The organism is Actinomadura sp. SCN-SB, assembly GCF_043906805.1.
GTDB lineage: Bacteria > Actinomycetota > Actinomycetes > Streptosporangiales > Streptosporangiaceae > Spirillospora.
Map to the genome: position 1 here is coordinate 1 of NZ_JBIMPP010000073.1, position 12816 is coordinate 12816.

Annotated in this window: 13 protein-coding genes; 8 read left to right on the plus strand and 5 right to left on the minus strand. The window is 72.9% G+C overall.

Annotation, left to right across the window (positions count from 1 at the left end):
- The 3 genes from ACGWYJ_RS32605 to ACGWYJ_RS32615 all read right to left on the minus strand — a co-directional run.
- On the minus strand, nt 1-617 hold a 617-nt coding region (locus tag ACGWYJ_RS32605), incomplete at its 3' end, for a DUF305 domain-containing protein (protein WP_395110288.1).
- Nucleotides 614-1207: a DUF3105 domain-containing protein gene (locus ACGWYJ_RS32610; protein ID WP_395110289.1), complete on the minus strand. Its 594-nt coding sequence runs from the start codon at nt 1205-1207 to the stop codon at nt 614-616. The genes ACGWYJ_RS32605 and ACGWYJ_RS32610, both read right to left, overlap by 4 nt.
- Nucleotides 1208-1295: 88 nt before the next feature.
- Complete coding sequence (locus ACGWYJ_RS32615) at nt 1296-1715, minus strand: hypothetical protein (protein WP_395110290.1); 420 nt, start codon at nt 1713-1715, stop codon at nt 1296-1298.
- 65 nt (nt 1716-1780) lie between these two features.
- Between ACGWYJ_RS32615 and ACGWYJ_RS32620 the strand changes: the two genes are divergently transcribed.
- The 7 genes from ACGWYJ_RS32620 (at nt 1781) to ACGWYJ_RS32650 (ending at nt 9470) form a co-directional block, all read left to right on the plus strand.
- Complete coding sequence (locus ACGWYJ_RS32620; protein ID WP_395110291.1) at nt 1781-3196, plus strand: replication-associated recombination protein A; 1416 nt, start codon at nt 1781-1783, stop codon at nt 3194-3196.
- A gap of 221 nt (nt 3197-3417) precedes the next feature.
- On the plus strand, nt 3418-3840 hold the full coding sequence (locus tag ACGWYJ_RS32625) for a DUF948 domain-containing protein (protein ID WP_395110292.1): 423 nt from the start codon (nt 3418-3420) through the stop codon (nt 3838-3840).
- Between the two features lie 46 nt (nt 3841-3886).
- Complete coding sequence (locus ACGWYJ_RS32630; RefSeq protein ID WP_395110293.1) at nt 3887-4207, plus strand: hypothetical protein; 321 nt, start codon at nt 3887-3889, stop codon at nt 4205-4207.
- Between the two features lie 2 nt (nt 4208-4209).
- Nucleotides 4210-6879 (plus strand): alanine--tRNA ligase, encoded by a 2670-nt coding sequence (alaS, locus tag ACGWYJ_RS32635; protein ID WP_395110294.1) that lies wholly within the window; start codon nt 4210-4212, stop codon nt 6877-6879.
- A gap of 34 nt (nt 6880-6913) precedes the next feature.
- Entirely contained in the window at nt 6914-7372 is a 459-nt protein-coding gene (gene ruvX, locus ACGWYJ_RS32640; RefSeq protein WP_395110295.1) for a Holliday junction resolvase RuvX, read from the plus strand.
- Nucleotides 7369-8637 carry an endolytic transglycosylase MltG gene (gene mltG / locus ACGWYJ_RS32645; RefSeq protein WP_395110296.1) on the plus strand — a complete coding sequence of 423 codons (1269 nt, stop codon included), beginning with the start codon at nt 7369-7371 and terminating at the stop codon, nt 8635-8637. The genes ruvX and mltG overlap by 4 nt, the downstream gene beginning before the upstream one ends.
- Nucleotides 8637-9470: a shikimate dehydrogenase gene (locus ACGWYJ_RS32650; protein ID WP_395110297.1), complete on the plus strand. Its 834-nt coding sequence runs from the start codon at nt 8637-8639 to the stop codon at nt 9468-9470. Before mltG ends, ACGWYJ_RS32650 begins: the two co-directional genes overlap by 1 nt.
- Before the next feature lie 12 nt (nt 9471-9482).
- On the opposite strand, the gene ACGWYJ_RS32655 is transcribed toward ACGWYJ_RS32650, so the two are convergent.
- Nucleotides 9483-10859, minus strand: a complete 1377-nt coding sequence (locus ACGWYJ_RS32655) for a prenyltransferase/squalene oxidase repeat-containing protein (protein ID WP_395110298.1) — start codon at nt 10857-10859, stop codon at nt 9483-9485.
- A gap of 314 nt (nt 10860-11173) precedes the next feature.
- Between ACGWYJ_RS32655 and ACGWYJ_RS32660 the strand changes: the two genes are divergently transcribed.
- Nucleotides 11174-11854: an HIT family protein gene (locus ACGWYJ_RS32660; protein ID WP_395110299.1), complete on the plus strand. Its 681-nt coding sequence runs from the start codon at nt 11174-11176 to the stop codon at nt 11852-11854.
- On the opposite strand, the gene ACGWYJ_RS32665 is transcribed toward ACGWYJ_RS32660, so the two are convergent.
- A complete protein-coding gene (locus ACGWYJ_RS32665) occupies nt 11821-12807 on the minus strand; it encodes a PfkB family carbohydrate kinase (protein WP_395110300.1) in 987 nt (328 codons plus the stop codon). The genes ACGWYJ_RS32660 and ACGWYJ_RS32665 overlap by 34 nt on opposite strands.
- Nucleotides 12808-12816 lie beyond the last annotated feature (9 nt).

The window sequence follows — 12816 nt, forward strand, 5'->3', positions numbered from 1 at the left end:
GCCGGGGCGCCGCGCCGGCGGAGCATGTCGTTCATCAGCGCGATCTCGGAGTTCTGGGCGTTGACCATGGTCCGCGCGAGCCTGCGCACCCGGGGGTGGTCGGTGCGGTCCAGGACGGCGCGGGCCATGCCGACCCCGCCCCGGTGGTGGGCGATCATCAGCCTCAGGAAGAGCACCTCGGCGTCGCGGCCCGAGGCCCGTTCCAGTTGCGCGAGCTGCGCGGGCGTCGCCATGCCCGGCATGCCGCCGGCGGGGGACGCGCCGTGGCCCGCGTGACCGCCGCCCATCCAGCGCATGGGTCCTGACGGGTCGGCCTTGGGCGCCCGCCATTCGTCCAGCCAGGCGGTCATCATGCCGATCTGCGCGGACTGGGTGGTGATGATGTCGTAGGCCAGGACCCGCAGCCGCTCGTCCTGGGACCGGTCGCGGACGATGAACGACATCCGGACCGCCTGGGCGTGGTGGGCGCTCATGTCCCGGGCGAATCCGGCCTCGGGCCCGTCGGCGGCCGGGCCGCCGGGCCTCAGCCACAGGAACGCGGTGGTCGCGACGAGGAGCACCGCGAGGACGACGGCGACCCCCCGTCCCCGCGGCGCCGGTGCCGTGCCCGCCGTCATGGCGTGTCCTTGGCTCCCGTGCAGGGGGCGCCGGGCTCGGGGGTCTGCTCGCCCTTCACGAACGCGCGCAGGAAGGCGTCCACGCGGGAGTCGTCGGCGCTCTGCAGCTTGAGCTGCTTGCCCCAGGCGGTCATGACGATCGGGGAGTCCAGGCCCGGGTACGGGCTCATCAGCGTGTAGTCGGTGTTCTCCACCTTGGACTTGAGCCGGTCGAGCTGGTCGGCGGCCAGGCCGGGACGGTAGGTGATCCAGACGGCGCCGTGCTCCAGGGAGTGCACCGCGTTCTCGTTGCGCAGCGGGCTGGTGTAGACGCGGCCGTTGCAGTTCTGCCAGATGGCGTCGTGGTCACCGCCCATGGGGGGCGTGGTGTCGTACCGGACGGCGGCGGTGGTGTGGTTGGAGCTGAGCCCTTCCTTCTCGATCAGACCCTCGATCGAGTCGGCCGAAGGGGGGCGGCTCTGCAGGAACGCGTAGCCGATGGCGACGATCGCCACCAGGCCGATCACGGAGAAGAACGCGATGGTGCCCCAGGGGACCTGCCGCTGGGTGAGGACGTTGCGTTGCGCGCGGTTGCGTGCGCTCTTGGACATTTGTGGGACTCGCTCTCAAGTTATTGCGGTGCTGGGTTGGAGGGCATGCGCGGACGCCGCAGAGGCATGTGCCACTGCGGCAGGCCCGTCACAGCCTGAGCACCTGCAAGGAGGAGAGCGGACGGCCAGGGAGCGTGCGCGGCGCCGGGGGAGCATGGGCCCAGCCCGAGCGCGGCGGGCGCCGTCCACCCGTCCGGCGCGGCTTCGCGGCCAGGCTCAGGGCCAGCATCCCGAGCAGGACGGCCAGGGTCAGGCACGCGTCGACCGGGCCGGGCGGCGGAAGGCCCGCGGGATCGCCTAACGACTGCGGGGCGGACGCGTCGGCGTGGTGCGCGGCCATCGCGTCGGCCACGGCCGCCGGGACGCTGGTGTGGTGCGCCGTGCAGACCCGCAGCGGCGGCCCGTGCCCCAGGCCGTAACTGAAGACCAGACCGGCAGCCAGGAACAGCGCCACGAGCAGCCCGGCGGGCCCATGGCGGAGGTGGGGGTCGGTCCGGCCCACGATCACGCCCCGCATACTAACCGCGGACGGGGACCACCAGGGATGTCCGTCACGCGAGATACTGTCGGAGCGTGACCAGCAGCCAACCCGAAGGGCTCTTCGACTTCCCGGGGGCCGGGCCGGATCCCGGGCCCGCCCCCGTCCCGCCGGGCGACGGGGCGCGGCAGCCGCTGGCGGTGCGGATGCGGCCGCGGTCGCTGGACGAGGTCGTCGGCCAGCGGCACCTGCTCGGCCCGGGGACCCCCATCCGGCAGCTGGTCGACCGGGACGCGCCCATGTCGCTGGTGCTGTGGGGCCCGCCGGGCACCGGCAAGACCACCCTGGCCACGGTCGTCAGCCATGTCACCTCCCGCCGCTTCGTGGAGATCTCCGCGGTGAGCGACGGGGTGAAGCGGGTGCGGGCCGAGATCGACCTGGCCCGGCGCGAGCTGGGCATGAGCGGCCGCCAGACCCTGCTGTTCGTCGACGAGGTGCACCGCTTCAACAAGGCCCAGCAGGACGCGCTGCTGCCCGCGGTCGAGAACCGCTGGGTCTCCTTCATCGGCGCCACCACGGAGAACCCGTTCTTCTCGGTGATCAGCCCGCTGCTGTCCCGCTCGCTGCTGCTCACCCTGGAGCCGCTCGGCGAGGACGAGCTGCGCGAGGTGGTGCGGCGGGCGGTGGCCGACGAGCGCGGCCTGGACGGCCGGGTCGAGCTGGACGCCGCCGCCGAGGACCATCTGATCAGGCTGGCCGGCGGCGACGCCCGCCGCACCCTGACCTACCTGGAGGCCGCCGCCCTGGCCGTCGGGCGGGACGGCGGCGACGGGGCGCCCGCGCGGATCGGCGTGGAGGTGCTGGAAAGGGCCGTCGACCGCGCCGCCGTCCGCTACGACCGCGAGGGCGACCAGCACTACGACGTCATCAGCGCGTTCATCAAGAGCATCCGGGGCAGCGACGCCGACGCCGCGCTGCACTACCTCGCCCGGATGATCGAGGCGGGCGAGGACCCCCGGTTCATCGCGCGGCGGCTGATCGTGCACGCCAGCGAGGACATCGGGATGGCCGACCCGACGGCGCTGCAGACCGCGATCGCGGCGGCGCACGCGGTGGAGTTCGTCGGGCTGCCCGAGGCGAGGATCAACCTGGCGCAGGCCGTGATCCACCTGTCCCTCGCCCCCAAGTCCAACGCGGTCGTCACGGCCGTGGACGCGGCGCTCGGGGACGTCAGGAAGGGCGACGCGGGCCCCGTCCCGGGGCACCTGCGCGACGCGCACTACAAAGGTGCGGCAAGGATCGGGCACGGGGAGGGCTACAAGTACGCCCACGACTATCCGGGCGGCGTCGTCCAGCAGCAGTACGCGCCCGACACGATCCACGGCCGCCGGTACTACCGGCCCACCCGGCACGGCGCCGAGGCGCGGTTCTCGGACGTGCTGGCGCGCATCCGCTCCGTCCTGCGGGGCGGGAAGGGGCCGGACGGCGGCCGGGCCGGCGGGCACGAGTGATTCGATCTTTCCCGCCGTTGCTCCCGGCGTCGGCGGCTTCCGCCCGGTAGCCTGCCCGCAGGGCAGGTGCGGCGACCGGGCACGGCGCGGGCCGGTGACCACGGTAGGGTCTTCGCAGACCGGGCCCGGGACGCGGCCGGGCGCCCGCCGGAGGACCGGCCACCCGTCCCGCCGCCCGGCCCGAGCCCACGAACACAGCGACTCAGCGGAGACGAACCCCGATGCTCACTGGTGGACAGGTGGCCGGCCTGATCGTGGCCGTGTTCTGGGCCGTGCTGGTCTCCTTCCTGGCGCTGACCCTGCTCAGGCTCGCCCGGCTGCTGAACGAGGCGGGCAAGCTCGTCGCCGACCTCGCCGACCAGGCGGGCCCGCTGATGGAGGACATGACCCAAACGGTGCGCCGCGCCAACGAGCAGCTGGACCGCACCGACGTCATCACCCGGCAGGTCCACGGGGTCACGCGGAACGTCTCGGCGGTGACCACGATCATGACCTCGGTGGTGGGCGGGCCGCTGGTGAAGGCCGCCGCCTTCTCCTACGGCGTCCGCAAGGCGCTGAGCAACCGCGCCGAGCAGCCGCACGGCGGCGCCGGCGCGTCCCGGCCGCAGCTCCAGGCGCGGCACAACGGCAAGAGGCGCGGGTGAGCCCGCGGATCGGCCCGCGGACGGATCCCGGGCGAAGCGAGGCACAATGAGAAGACTGTTCTGGCTCTCGGTCGGCGCCGGTGCGGGCATCTACGCCACGCACCGGGTCAAGCGGCGGGTGGAGCGCATCGCTCAAGCCTGGTCACCCGGGGGCGTGGCGGCCCGTGCCGTCACCGCGGGACAGGGCGCGGGCGACCGGTTGAGGCATTTCGCGCTGGACGTACGTACGGAGATGCGGGCACGTGAGGCCCAGCTTCGGGAGGCCGCCCGGATGGACGAGGCGCCGCCCGACGCGGAGGGCCCTCCGCGCCGTGTCCTGCGCGCACCGCGTTACACGATCATCGACGATGAGAAGGATGGCCACTGATCATGGAGTCGGCAGAGGTCGCACGGCGCTTCCTCGGGTTCTTCGAGGAGCGCGGGCACACCGTGGTGCCCTCGGCCAGCCTGATCGCCGAAGACCCCACGCTGCTGCTGGTGAACGCGGGCATGGTCCCGTTCAAGCCGTACTTCCTGGGTCAGCGCACCCCGCCCGCCCCGCGGATGACCAGCGCGCAGAAGTGCGTGCGCACGCCCGACATCGACGAGGTCGGCAAGACCACCAGGCACGCCACCTTCTTCCAGATGCTGGGCAACTTCTCCATCGGCGACTACTTCAAGGAAGGCGCGATCCCGTTCGCCTGGGAGCTGCTCACCCGCCCCCGGTCCGACGGCGGGTTCGGCTTCCCCGAGGACAGGCTGTGGGTCACCGTCTTCCACGACGATGACGAGGCGGCCGCCATCTGGCACGACAAGGTCGGGCTGCCGCAGGAGCGCATCCAGCGGCGCGGCCTGGCCGACAACTACTGGCACATGGGCGTGCCCGGACCCGGCGGCCCCTGCTCGGAGATCTACTACGACCGCGGCCCCGACTACGGCCGCGAGGGCGGCCCCGTCGTGGACGAGGACCGGTACCTGGAGGTCTGGAACCTGGTCTTCATGCAGTCGCAGCTCGGCGAGGTCCGGTCCAAGACCGACTTCGACACCGTGGGCGACCTGCCGGCCAAGAACATCGACACCGGCATGGGCCTGGAGCGGATGGCCGCGATCCTCCAGGGCGTCGACAACATCTACGAGACCGACACGCTCTGGAAGGTGCTGGACCGCGCCGCCGAGCTCACCGGCTCCCGCTACGGCGCCGACCAGCGGGCGGACGTGTCGCTGCGGGTGATCGCCGACCATGTGCGCAGCGGCACGATGATGGTCGCCGACGGGATCCGTCCCGGCAACGAGGGCCGCGGGTACGTGCTACGCCGCATCCTGCGCCGCTCGATCCGCAACCTGCGGCTGCTGGGCGGCCAGGAGGCGGGCCTGATGCACGCGCTGACCGAGGTCGCGATCGCCGCCATGGGCGAGCAGTACCCGGAGCTGATCCGCACCGCCCCCACGATCCACACGGTGATCGACGCGGAGGAGGACTCCTTCCTCCAGACGCTGCGCACCGGCACCGCCATCTTCGACACGGCGGTGGCGGAGGCGAGGCGGGCGGGGCGCACGGCGCTGCCGGGCGACCAGGCGTTCAAGCTGCACGACACCTACGGGTTCCCGATCGACCTGACCCTGGAGATGGCGGCCGAGCAGGGCCTCCAGGTGGACGAGGAAGGGTTCCGTCGGCTCATGCAGGAGCAGCGGGACCGGGCCAAGCGCGACGCCCGCGAGAAGAAGTCGGGCAACCTGGACGTCTCCGTGCTGGACGACCTGCTCACCAGCGCGGGCGGCGCGGTCGAGTTCACCGGCTACGGCGAGGTCAGCGGCGAGGCGCGGCTGGCCGGGCTGCTGATCAACGGCGCCAACGTGCCCGCGGCGGGCGAGGGCGCCCAGGTCGAGGTGGTGCTGGACCGCACGCCGTTCTACGCCGAGGGCGGCGGCCAGCTCGCCGACCACGGCGTGATCCGGGCGGGCAACGGCGCGGTCATCCAGGTGGACGACGTGCAGTCCCCGCTGGCCGGGCTGATCGTCCACCGCGGCCGGGTGGTGTCCGGAGAAGCTCAGGTCGGCGACACCGTCTACGCCGAGATCGACCTGGAGCGGCGCCGCGCGATCTCCCGTTCGCACACCGCGACCCACATGGTGCACGCCGGGTTCCGCCGCGCGCTGGGCGAGTCGGCCGCGCAGGCGGGCTCGGAGAACTCCCCGGGCCGGTTCCGGTTCGACTTCACCGCCTCGGGCCCCGTCCCGCCGAGCGTCCTGCGCGACGTCGAGGACGAGGTGAACGAGGTCCTGGTGAACGACCTGGACGTGCGGGCCTTCCACACCTCGATCGAGCAGGCGCGCTCGATGGGCGCGCTGGCGCTGTTCGGCGAGAAGTACGGCGACGAGGTCCGGGTCGTGGAGGTCGGGGACTACTCGCGGGAGCTGTGCGGCGGCACCCATGTCGCGCGCTCCGGCCAGCTCGGGCTGATCAAGGTGCTGGGCGAGTCGTCCATCGGCGCGGGGGTGCGCCGGGTGGAGGCGCTGGTCGGCATCGACGCGTTCCGGTTCCTGGCCCGCGAAAGCGTCCTGGTGGCGCAGCTCTCGGAGCAGCTGAAGGCGCGCAAGGAGGAACTGCCCGAGCGGATCTCCGGCGTCGTGAGCCGGCTCCGCGACGCCGAGCGGGAGCTGGAGCGGCTGCGCTCCCGTGAGGTGCTGGCGGTCGCGGCGTCCCTGGCGGGCGGCGCCCGCGACCTGGGCGGCGTGGCCTTCGTGGCGCACCGCGCGCCCGACGGCACCGGCGCCGACGACCTGCGCAAGCTCGCGGTGGACGTGCGCGGGCGGCTCAGCGCCGGGCCGGCGGTCGTCGTGGTCGCCGGGGTGCCCAAGGACCGCCCGGTGGTGGTGATCGCCACCACCGAGGGCGCCAGGGAACGGGGCCTGAAGGCCGGTGCGCTGGTCGGCGTCGCCGCCAAGGCGCTCGGCGGCGGGGGCGGCGGGAAGGACGACCTCGCGCAGGGTGGTGGCAGCGATCCCGCCGCCATCGACGAGGCGCTGCGGGCGGTCGAGAACGCCGTAGGGGCGTCATGATCGGGCCGTCCGGGACGCGCGGCCCGGCGAGCCGATGAGGCAGGGCGTGCGGCTCGGCGTGGACGTGGGGTCGGTACGGATCGGCGTGGCGCGCAGCGATCCGGCGGGGATCCTCGCCACGCCCCTTGAGACGGTCGCACGGGGGAAGGGGGATCTCGACCGGCTCGTCGCCCTGGCGGCCGAGCACGAGGCGGTGGAGGTGGTCGTGGGGCTGCCGACGTCGCTGTCGGGCCGGGAGGGGCCGGCCGCGCAGGCGGCGAGGGAGTTCGCGGTACGGCTGGCCGCACGGCTGCCCGCGGACACCGTCCGGCTGTACGACGAGCGGCTTACGACGGTGACGGCCGAGAACGGGCTGCGGGCCGGGGGAGTGCGCGGCAGGGCCCGCCGCCAGGTCGTGGATCAGGCCGCGGCGGCCGTGCTGCTGCAGGCGGCTCTGGACGGGGAGAGGTTGACTGGGCAACCCCCAGGCGAGATCGTCCGGAGAGGCTCATGAACGACTTGGACCTGTTCTCCGACCCCGACCCCTACGGTGACCGCGGCTACGGCGACCGCCGCGACCGTGGCGGTCGCGACCCCCGGAGGGGCGGCAGGCCACCGGCGCGGCAGCAGCGGGACCAGCGCGCGCGCCAGCGGCAGGGCCAGCGTCAGCGGCGGGGCCGGCGCGAGCCGTACGGCCGGCGCGACCGGCAGAAACGCAAGCGCCGCAACGGGCGCGCGGCGTTCCTGTTCTCCCTGGCGTTCCTCGTGGCCGTGCTCGGCACCGGCGGCGTGCTCGGCGTCGCGTGGATCGACAAGCGGCTGAACCCGCCGGACTACGAGGGCGCGGGCACGGGCGCCGTCACGGTGCAGATCAAGGACGGCGACACCGGTCTCACCATCGCCCAGACGCTGCTGAACCACCAGGTCGTCAAGAGCACGCAGGCGTTCGTGGAGGAGTACGCCAAGCATCCGAAGGCGTCGGGGATCCAGCCGGGCTTCTACCAGATGCGCAAGCGGATGTCGTCGGCGGCGGCCGTGGCGCTGCTGCTGGACCCCAAGTCCCGGTCCGGCAACCAGATCACGATCCCCGAGGGCCTGCGGGTGACCCAGGTGATCGACCAGCTGGCCAAGAAGACGGGGATCCCGCTCAAGGACTTCCAGGCCGTCCTCAAGGACCCCGACCGGCTCGGGCTGCCGCCCTACGCCAAGGGCAAGGTCGAGGGCTACCTGTTCCCCGGCCAGTACAACCTGGACCCCAACGGCTCGGCCGAGCAGATCCTCAAGACGATGGTGGACAGGTTCAACCGGTTCGCCCAGGAGAAGGACCTGGTGGCGCGGGCGCGGCAGGCCAGGATGAACCCCGGCACGGTGATCACGATGGCCAGCCTGATCCAGGCCGAGAGCGGCCGTCCCGACGACATGCCGAAGATCTCCCGGGTGATCTACAACCGGCTGCAGCGTGATCCGCCGCTGTTCCTGAAGTTCGACAGCACCACGCTGTACGGGCTGGGCAAGTACGGGATCATCGCCAGCAACGAGGACATCAGATCCAAGAACCGCTACAACACCTACAATTACCCGGGGCTGCCGCCGGGCGCGATCTCCAACCCGGGCGAGGCGGCGATCGACGCCGTCTTCGAGCCCGCCGAGGGAACGTGGCTGTTCTTCGTGGCCACCGACCCCAAGAACCGGATCACCAAGTTCGCCACCACCGAGGCCGAGTTCGACCGGCTCAGGGCGGAACTGGAACGCAACCTCAGGGCCCAGGGAGGGAACTAGTGGCACGGGCCGCCGTGCTCGGCAAGCCGATCGAGCACTCGCTGTCCCCGGTGCTGCACACCGCCGCGTACGCGGCGATGGGCCTGGACGACTGGGTGTACGAGGCGTACGAGTGCGACGAGACCGGTCTGTGGGGGTTCCTTGAGGCGCTGGACGAGGGCTGGGCGGGGCTGTCGCTGACGATGCCGCTCAAGCGGACGGCGCTGAAGCTGGCCGACACCGTGTCCGGCCTGGCCAGGGCCGTGGGCGGCGCGAACACGATCGTGCTGCGGGACGGCCGCAGGCACGCCGACAACACCGACGTGCACGGCATGGTGGCGGCGCTCACCGAGGCGGGGCTGGGCGCCCCGGCGTCGGCGCTGGTGCTGGGCGGCGGCGCGACGGCGGCCTCGGCGCTGGCGGCGCTGGCCGAGCTGGGCCTGACCAAGGCGTCGATGGCGGTGCGCAACCCCGACCGCGCCGCGGAGTCGGTCGCGGTGGGCCGCAGGTTCGGGCTGACGCTGCGGGTCGGGCCGCTGGACCGGCTGCCGGACCTGCTGGGGACCGACCTGGTCGTCTCGACGCTGCCGGGGATCGCCGCGGACCAGTACGCCGCCCAGATCGCGGCGTCCGGCGCGGCCCTGTTCGACGTGGTGTACGCGCCGTGGCCGACGGCGTCGGCGGCGGCGGTGCGGGCGGCGGGCGGCGTGGTGGTCGGCGGGTTCGACATGCTGCTCCACCAGGCCGCGCGGCAGGTCGAGCTGATGACGGGCCGCGGGGACGTGCCGGTGGCGGCGATGCGCGCCGCGGGCGAGGCCGAACTGGCGCGCCGCGCCGCCGAGGCCCGCGCCTGAGCGCCCTCCGCGTCACGCCGGGGTGTGGTCGCGGGGACGGGGCGCCGGCGGGATCGACGGCGTCCGGCGGCGTTTCATGGCCTCGTGCGTCAGCGTCAGCACGATGGGCAGGATGACGCTGAACCAGAAGTCCTTCCAGTCCCAGGCGCCGGCGGCGACACCGGCGAGGCTGCCCAGCGTGACCAGCGCGAGCACCAGGACCGTCCAGTGCCGCTTGAACAACCGCACCACGTCGAGGTGCGGCGGAGGAGCGGGCAGCAGGCCGGACAGGGGCCGGTCGCGCGCGTGTGCCCGCTGCACGACCGTGGCGTCCGGCATCCAGTGCACCACTTCCTTCGGGTGCAGCAGGGGATACCTGGACAGTTCGATCAGCGCTTCCAGCCGCCACCACAGCGTCCACAGGGACGCGCGGCCGCTGCCGGGGTAGCCGTTCCAGCGCGGGTTGGTGTCCTTCCCCTCGACGAGGGTCTGGAACGCGTGCGCGATGGTGGGGCCGCGCGGCCCCCGCGGATCCTTCAGCAGCGCCATGAGCGCGATCGGCAGGCCGTAATGCCACAGGGCCAGGCGCCAGACCGGCTTGGCGCCGTCGCCGTGCGGGGACACGTCGTAGGTCTCGATCCACTTGTGCTCGTCGTCGGGATCGAAGTGGTCGTGCAGCCAGTCGTAGGCGGCCAGCAGCCGGTCGTCGTGCTGGTGCTGGTCCGGGCGCGCCTCGGCCAGAGTCACCAGCACGAACGCGGTGTGCGTGACCGTGGGCGAGGCCATGGGCGTCGGCCCCCAGCCGGGGCGCTGCCCCGTCCGGTCGGCGGTCAGCCACTGCACGCCCCGCTCGATGGCCGGGTCGTACGGGTTGAGCTGGGTGAGGGCACGCAGCGCCAGGCAGGTCAGCCACACCCGGGACGGGCAGCCCAGCAGCGAGCCCCACCCGCCGTCGGGGTTCTGGTTGTTCAGCAGCCAGTCGTAGGCGCGCCGCGCGTCGGGCGCGTCGCCGCGCAGGTCGCAGCGGGAACGGATGAGGAACCTGGCGATCCACGCGGTGGCCTCGACGACGGGCATCCCCAGGCTCGTCTTCGTGGACCAGCCGCCGTCCCTGAGCCGGTCACCGGACGAGATCTGTCGCGCAGCGAGGCACGCCAGCCCCTCGTCGAAGTGTTCGAATTTGTGTCCGGTCTCGGTGAAGGCGAGCAATCCCACGGCGGTCGCCGTGCTGCCCGGCTCCGGGCGTGTCAGGTCGTGGTACCAGCCGCCGCCGTCGCCCTCGGCGACCGCGTAGGAGTCGCGCAAGAGGCCGATGGACTCGTCAAGACGAGCAGTGAGGACGGCCATGTCCAGCGCGGGAGGCCGGGGGGCCGAGATCGCCGTCCTGCGGGCGAGGTAGGAGTACTGCACGGTAACCGCCTTCTGCGAGTCCTCTCGTCCTCGGCACGCTCGTACCGTTCGGCCTGGCGACCAGGGCCGGGACGGAATGACTCAATGGTTATGTTCCCGTTCGGTCAGGTTCTCTACCTCGTTGGTCTGACGGCTGTCATCCGTGGCCGCGCAAAGGAATGCCTGTTCGCGGGCACGTTTCAGGGGGAACCCGGAGTTAGGAGTCCTTGTCAAGCCGATGCCCGGGGGTGGGAATGGAAGAAAGAGCGGCACGACCGTCGGAGGCGGCACCCGATTGCGTGCTGTGCCCGCCGCTGCGTTTTCGTTTCAACGAGATGGCGGATCTGCCGGGGGAACCGGCGGTGCTCGCGGCCGACGACGACTTCTTCCTCATGCCGGATCTGGCTCCGCTGGTCGAGGGGCACCTGCTGCTCGTGGCCTCCAGGCATATCCAGTGTGCGGGAGCGTTCGGAAAGCGTCTGTGGGCCGGGGCCTGGCAATGGCGTCACCGCGCCGGACGGGTTTACCAAGCCGCGTACGGCAGCTCCGACCTGCTGCTGCTCGAACACGGACCGGCCACTTCCCAGGGCGGGGGCGCTTGCGTCGACCACGTCCACTGGCACCTGCTGCCCGTCCCCGGCGGCACGTCCGGTGAACCGGGGGCGCCCGGTGTACGAAGCGTACGGGCACTGCTGGAGGAACAAGGGCTCCCCGGTGTGCCCGCGACGCGCGACGTCGTCCACCGCCGTTACCTCGCGGGGCGCTCCTACCTGATGGTGGAGGAACAAGGGCTGGCCACGGTCCACCCGGGGGACGGTGTGGCGAGCCAGCACCTGCGCCGGGCGGCGTTGCAGGTCCTGTGTGGCGACACGGAGGGGCAGCCGTGGCGGTGGCAGGAGCGGTTCGGCCTGGCAGGCAGCCGCGTGTTGTTCCAGCGCACCCTGGACGTACTGCGTCCCGCCATAGCGCTGGACGACGAGCTTCAGCGGGCGTCCCGCATCGCCAGCCACCAGTAAAGCTCCCCCGCCGCCAGCCGGTCGCCGTACCCGGTGCGCTGGACGCCCTGCGCGTAGCCGGTGGGGTACTCCAGCAGCAGCCCGTCCCTCTGGTAGGCGAGCGTGTGTTCGAGGGCACTGGCCCCGAAACGCAGCAACCACAGCGGGCGGCCGTCCACCGCCTCGTCCAGGACGGGCAGGAGCTCGCGCGTCTCGCCGGACGTGGTCGCGGCGGGCCGGCCGAGCAGCCGCGCGATCGTCGGGACCTCGGTGATGACGATGTCGGCCAGGTTCATCAGCGGGAGGACCTCCGCCGCGGGCAGGCGCGCGTCGATGTCGTGCGGCACCAGGTCGAACGCCACCGCCGTGCCCCGCCGCCTGGCGATGGCGGCCGCCTCGCCCAGCGCCGCCCGCGACACCGCCGACAGCAGCGGATAGCCGTCCAGGAAGAGCACGTCGGCGCGGCGGATCTCGGCGGCGGCGCCGCGCACGTCCGCCACCGACAGCCGCCGGTTGGCGGTGTCCTCGTCGGCGACCAGCAGCCGCACGCTCCGCCGACCGCGACCCTCGTCCCCGGCCGCCGCCCCGGGAGGCGGCCCGTCCCGCACCATCAGCGTCACCCCGTTCGGCGAGCCCGCCTCCACGCGCAGCAGGTCGCGCAGCCCCAGCCTGCGCAGCTCCCGCCGGATGACGCGGGTGTAGTCGTCGTCGCCGACCCGGGCCAGCACCGCCACGCGGCGGAAGTAGCCGGACGCCCGGCGGGCCAGGTTGACCGCCGTGCCCGCCACCACCGCCCGCGTCGGCGCGTAGACCAGCCGGTCGGCGTCGAGATCGGTGAACCGCAGGTCGGGAAGGGTCGTACGGGCCTCGATCCGGACGTCCCCCACCACCATCAGCCGGAACCGGCGCCGGGCGACGCCGTCCAGGCCGGGCCAGTCCACCGGAGGGCGCGCGGGGCTCTCAGTGATCTCCATCGGGGGTGG

Excerpts from the sequence above, each read along its gene's own strand:
- ACGWYJ_RS32610 (WP_395110289.1), bottom strand. The coding sequence starts at position 1,207 with ATGTCCAAGAGCGCACGCAACCGCGCGCAACGCAACGTCCTCACCCAG.
- ACGWYJ_RS32625 (WP_395110292.1), top strand. The coding sequence starts at position 3,418 with ATGCTCACTGGTGGACAGGTGGCCGGCCTGATCGTGGCCGTGTTCTGG.
- ACGWYJ_RS32630 (WP_395110293.1), top strand. The coding sequence starts at position 3,887 with ATGAGAAGACTGTTCTGGCTCTCGGTCGGCGCCGGTGCGGGCATCTAC.
- alaS (WP_395110294.1), top strand. The coding sequence starts at position 4,210 with ATGGAGTCGGCAGAGGTCGCACGGCGCTTCCTCGGGTTCTTCGAGGAG.
- ruvX (WP_395110295.1), top strand. The coding sequence starts at position 6,914 with ATGAGGCAGGGCGTGCGGCTCGGCGTGGACGTGGGGTCGGTACGGATC.
- mltG (WP_395110296.1), top strand. The coding sequence starts at position 7,369 with ATGAACGACTTGGACCTGTTCTCCGACCCCGACCCCTACGGTGACCGC.
- ACGWYJ_RS32660 (WP_395110299.1), top strand. The coding sequence starts at position 11,174 with ATGGCGGATCTGCCGGGGGAACCGGCGGTGCTCGCGGCCGACGACGAC.
- ACGWYJ_RS32665 (WP_395110300.1), bottom strand. The coding sequence starts at position 12,807 with ATGGAGATCACTGAGAGCCCCGCGCGCCCTCCGGTGGACTGGCCCGGC.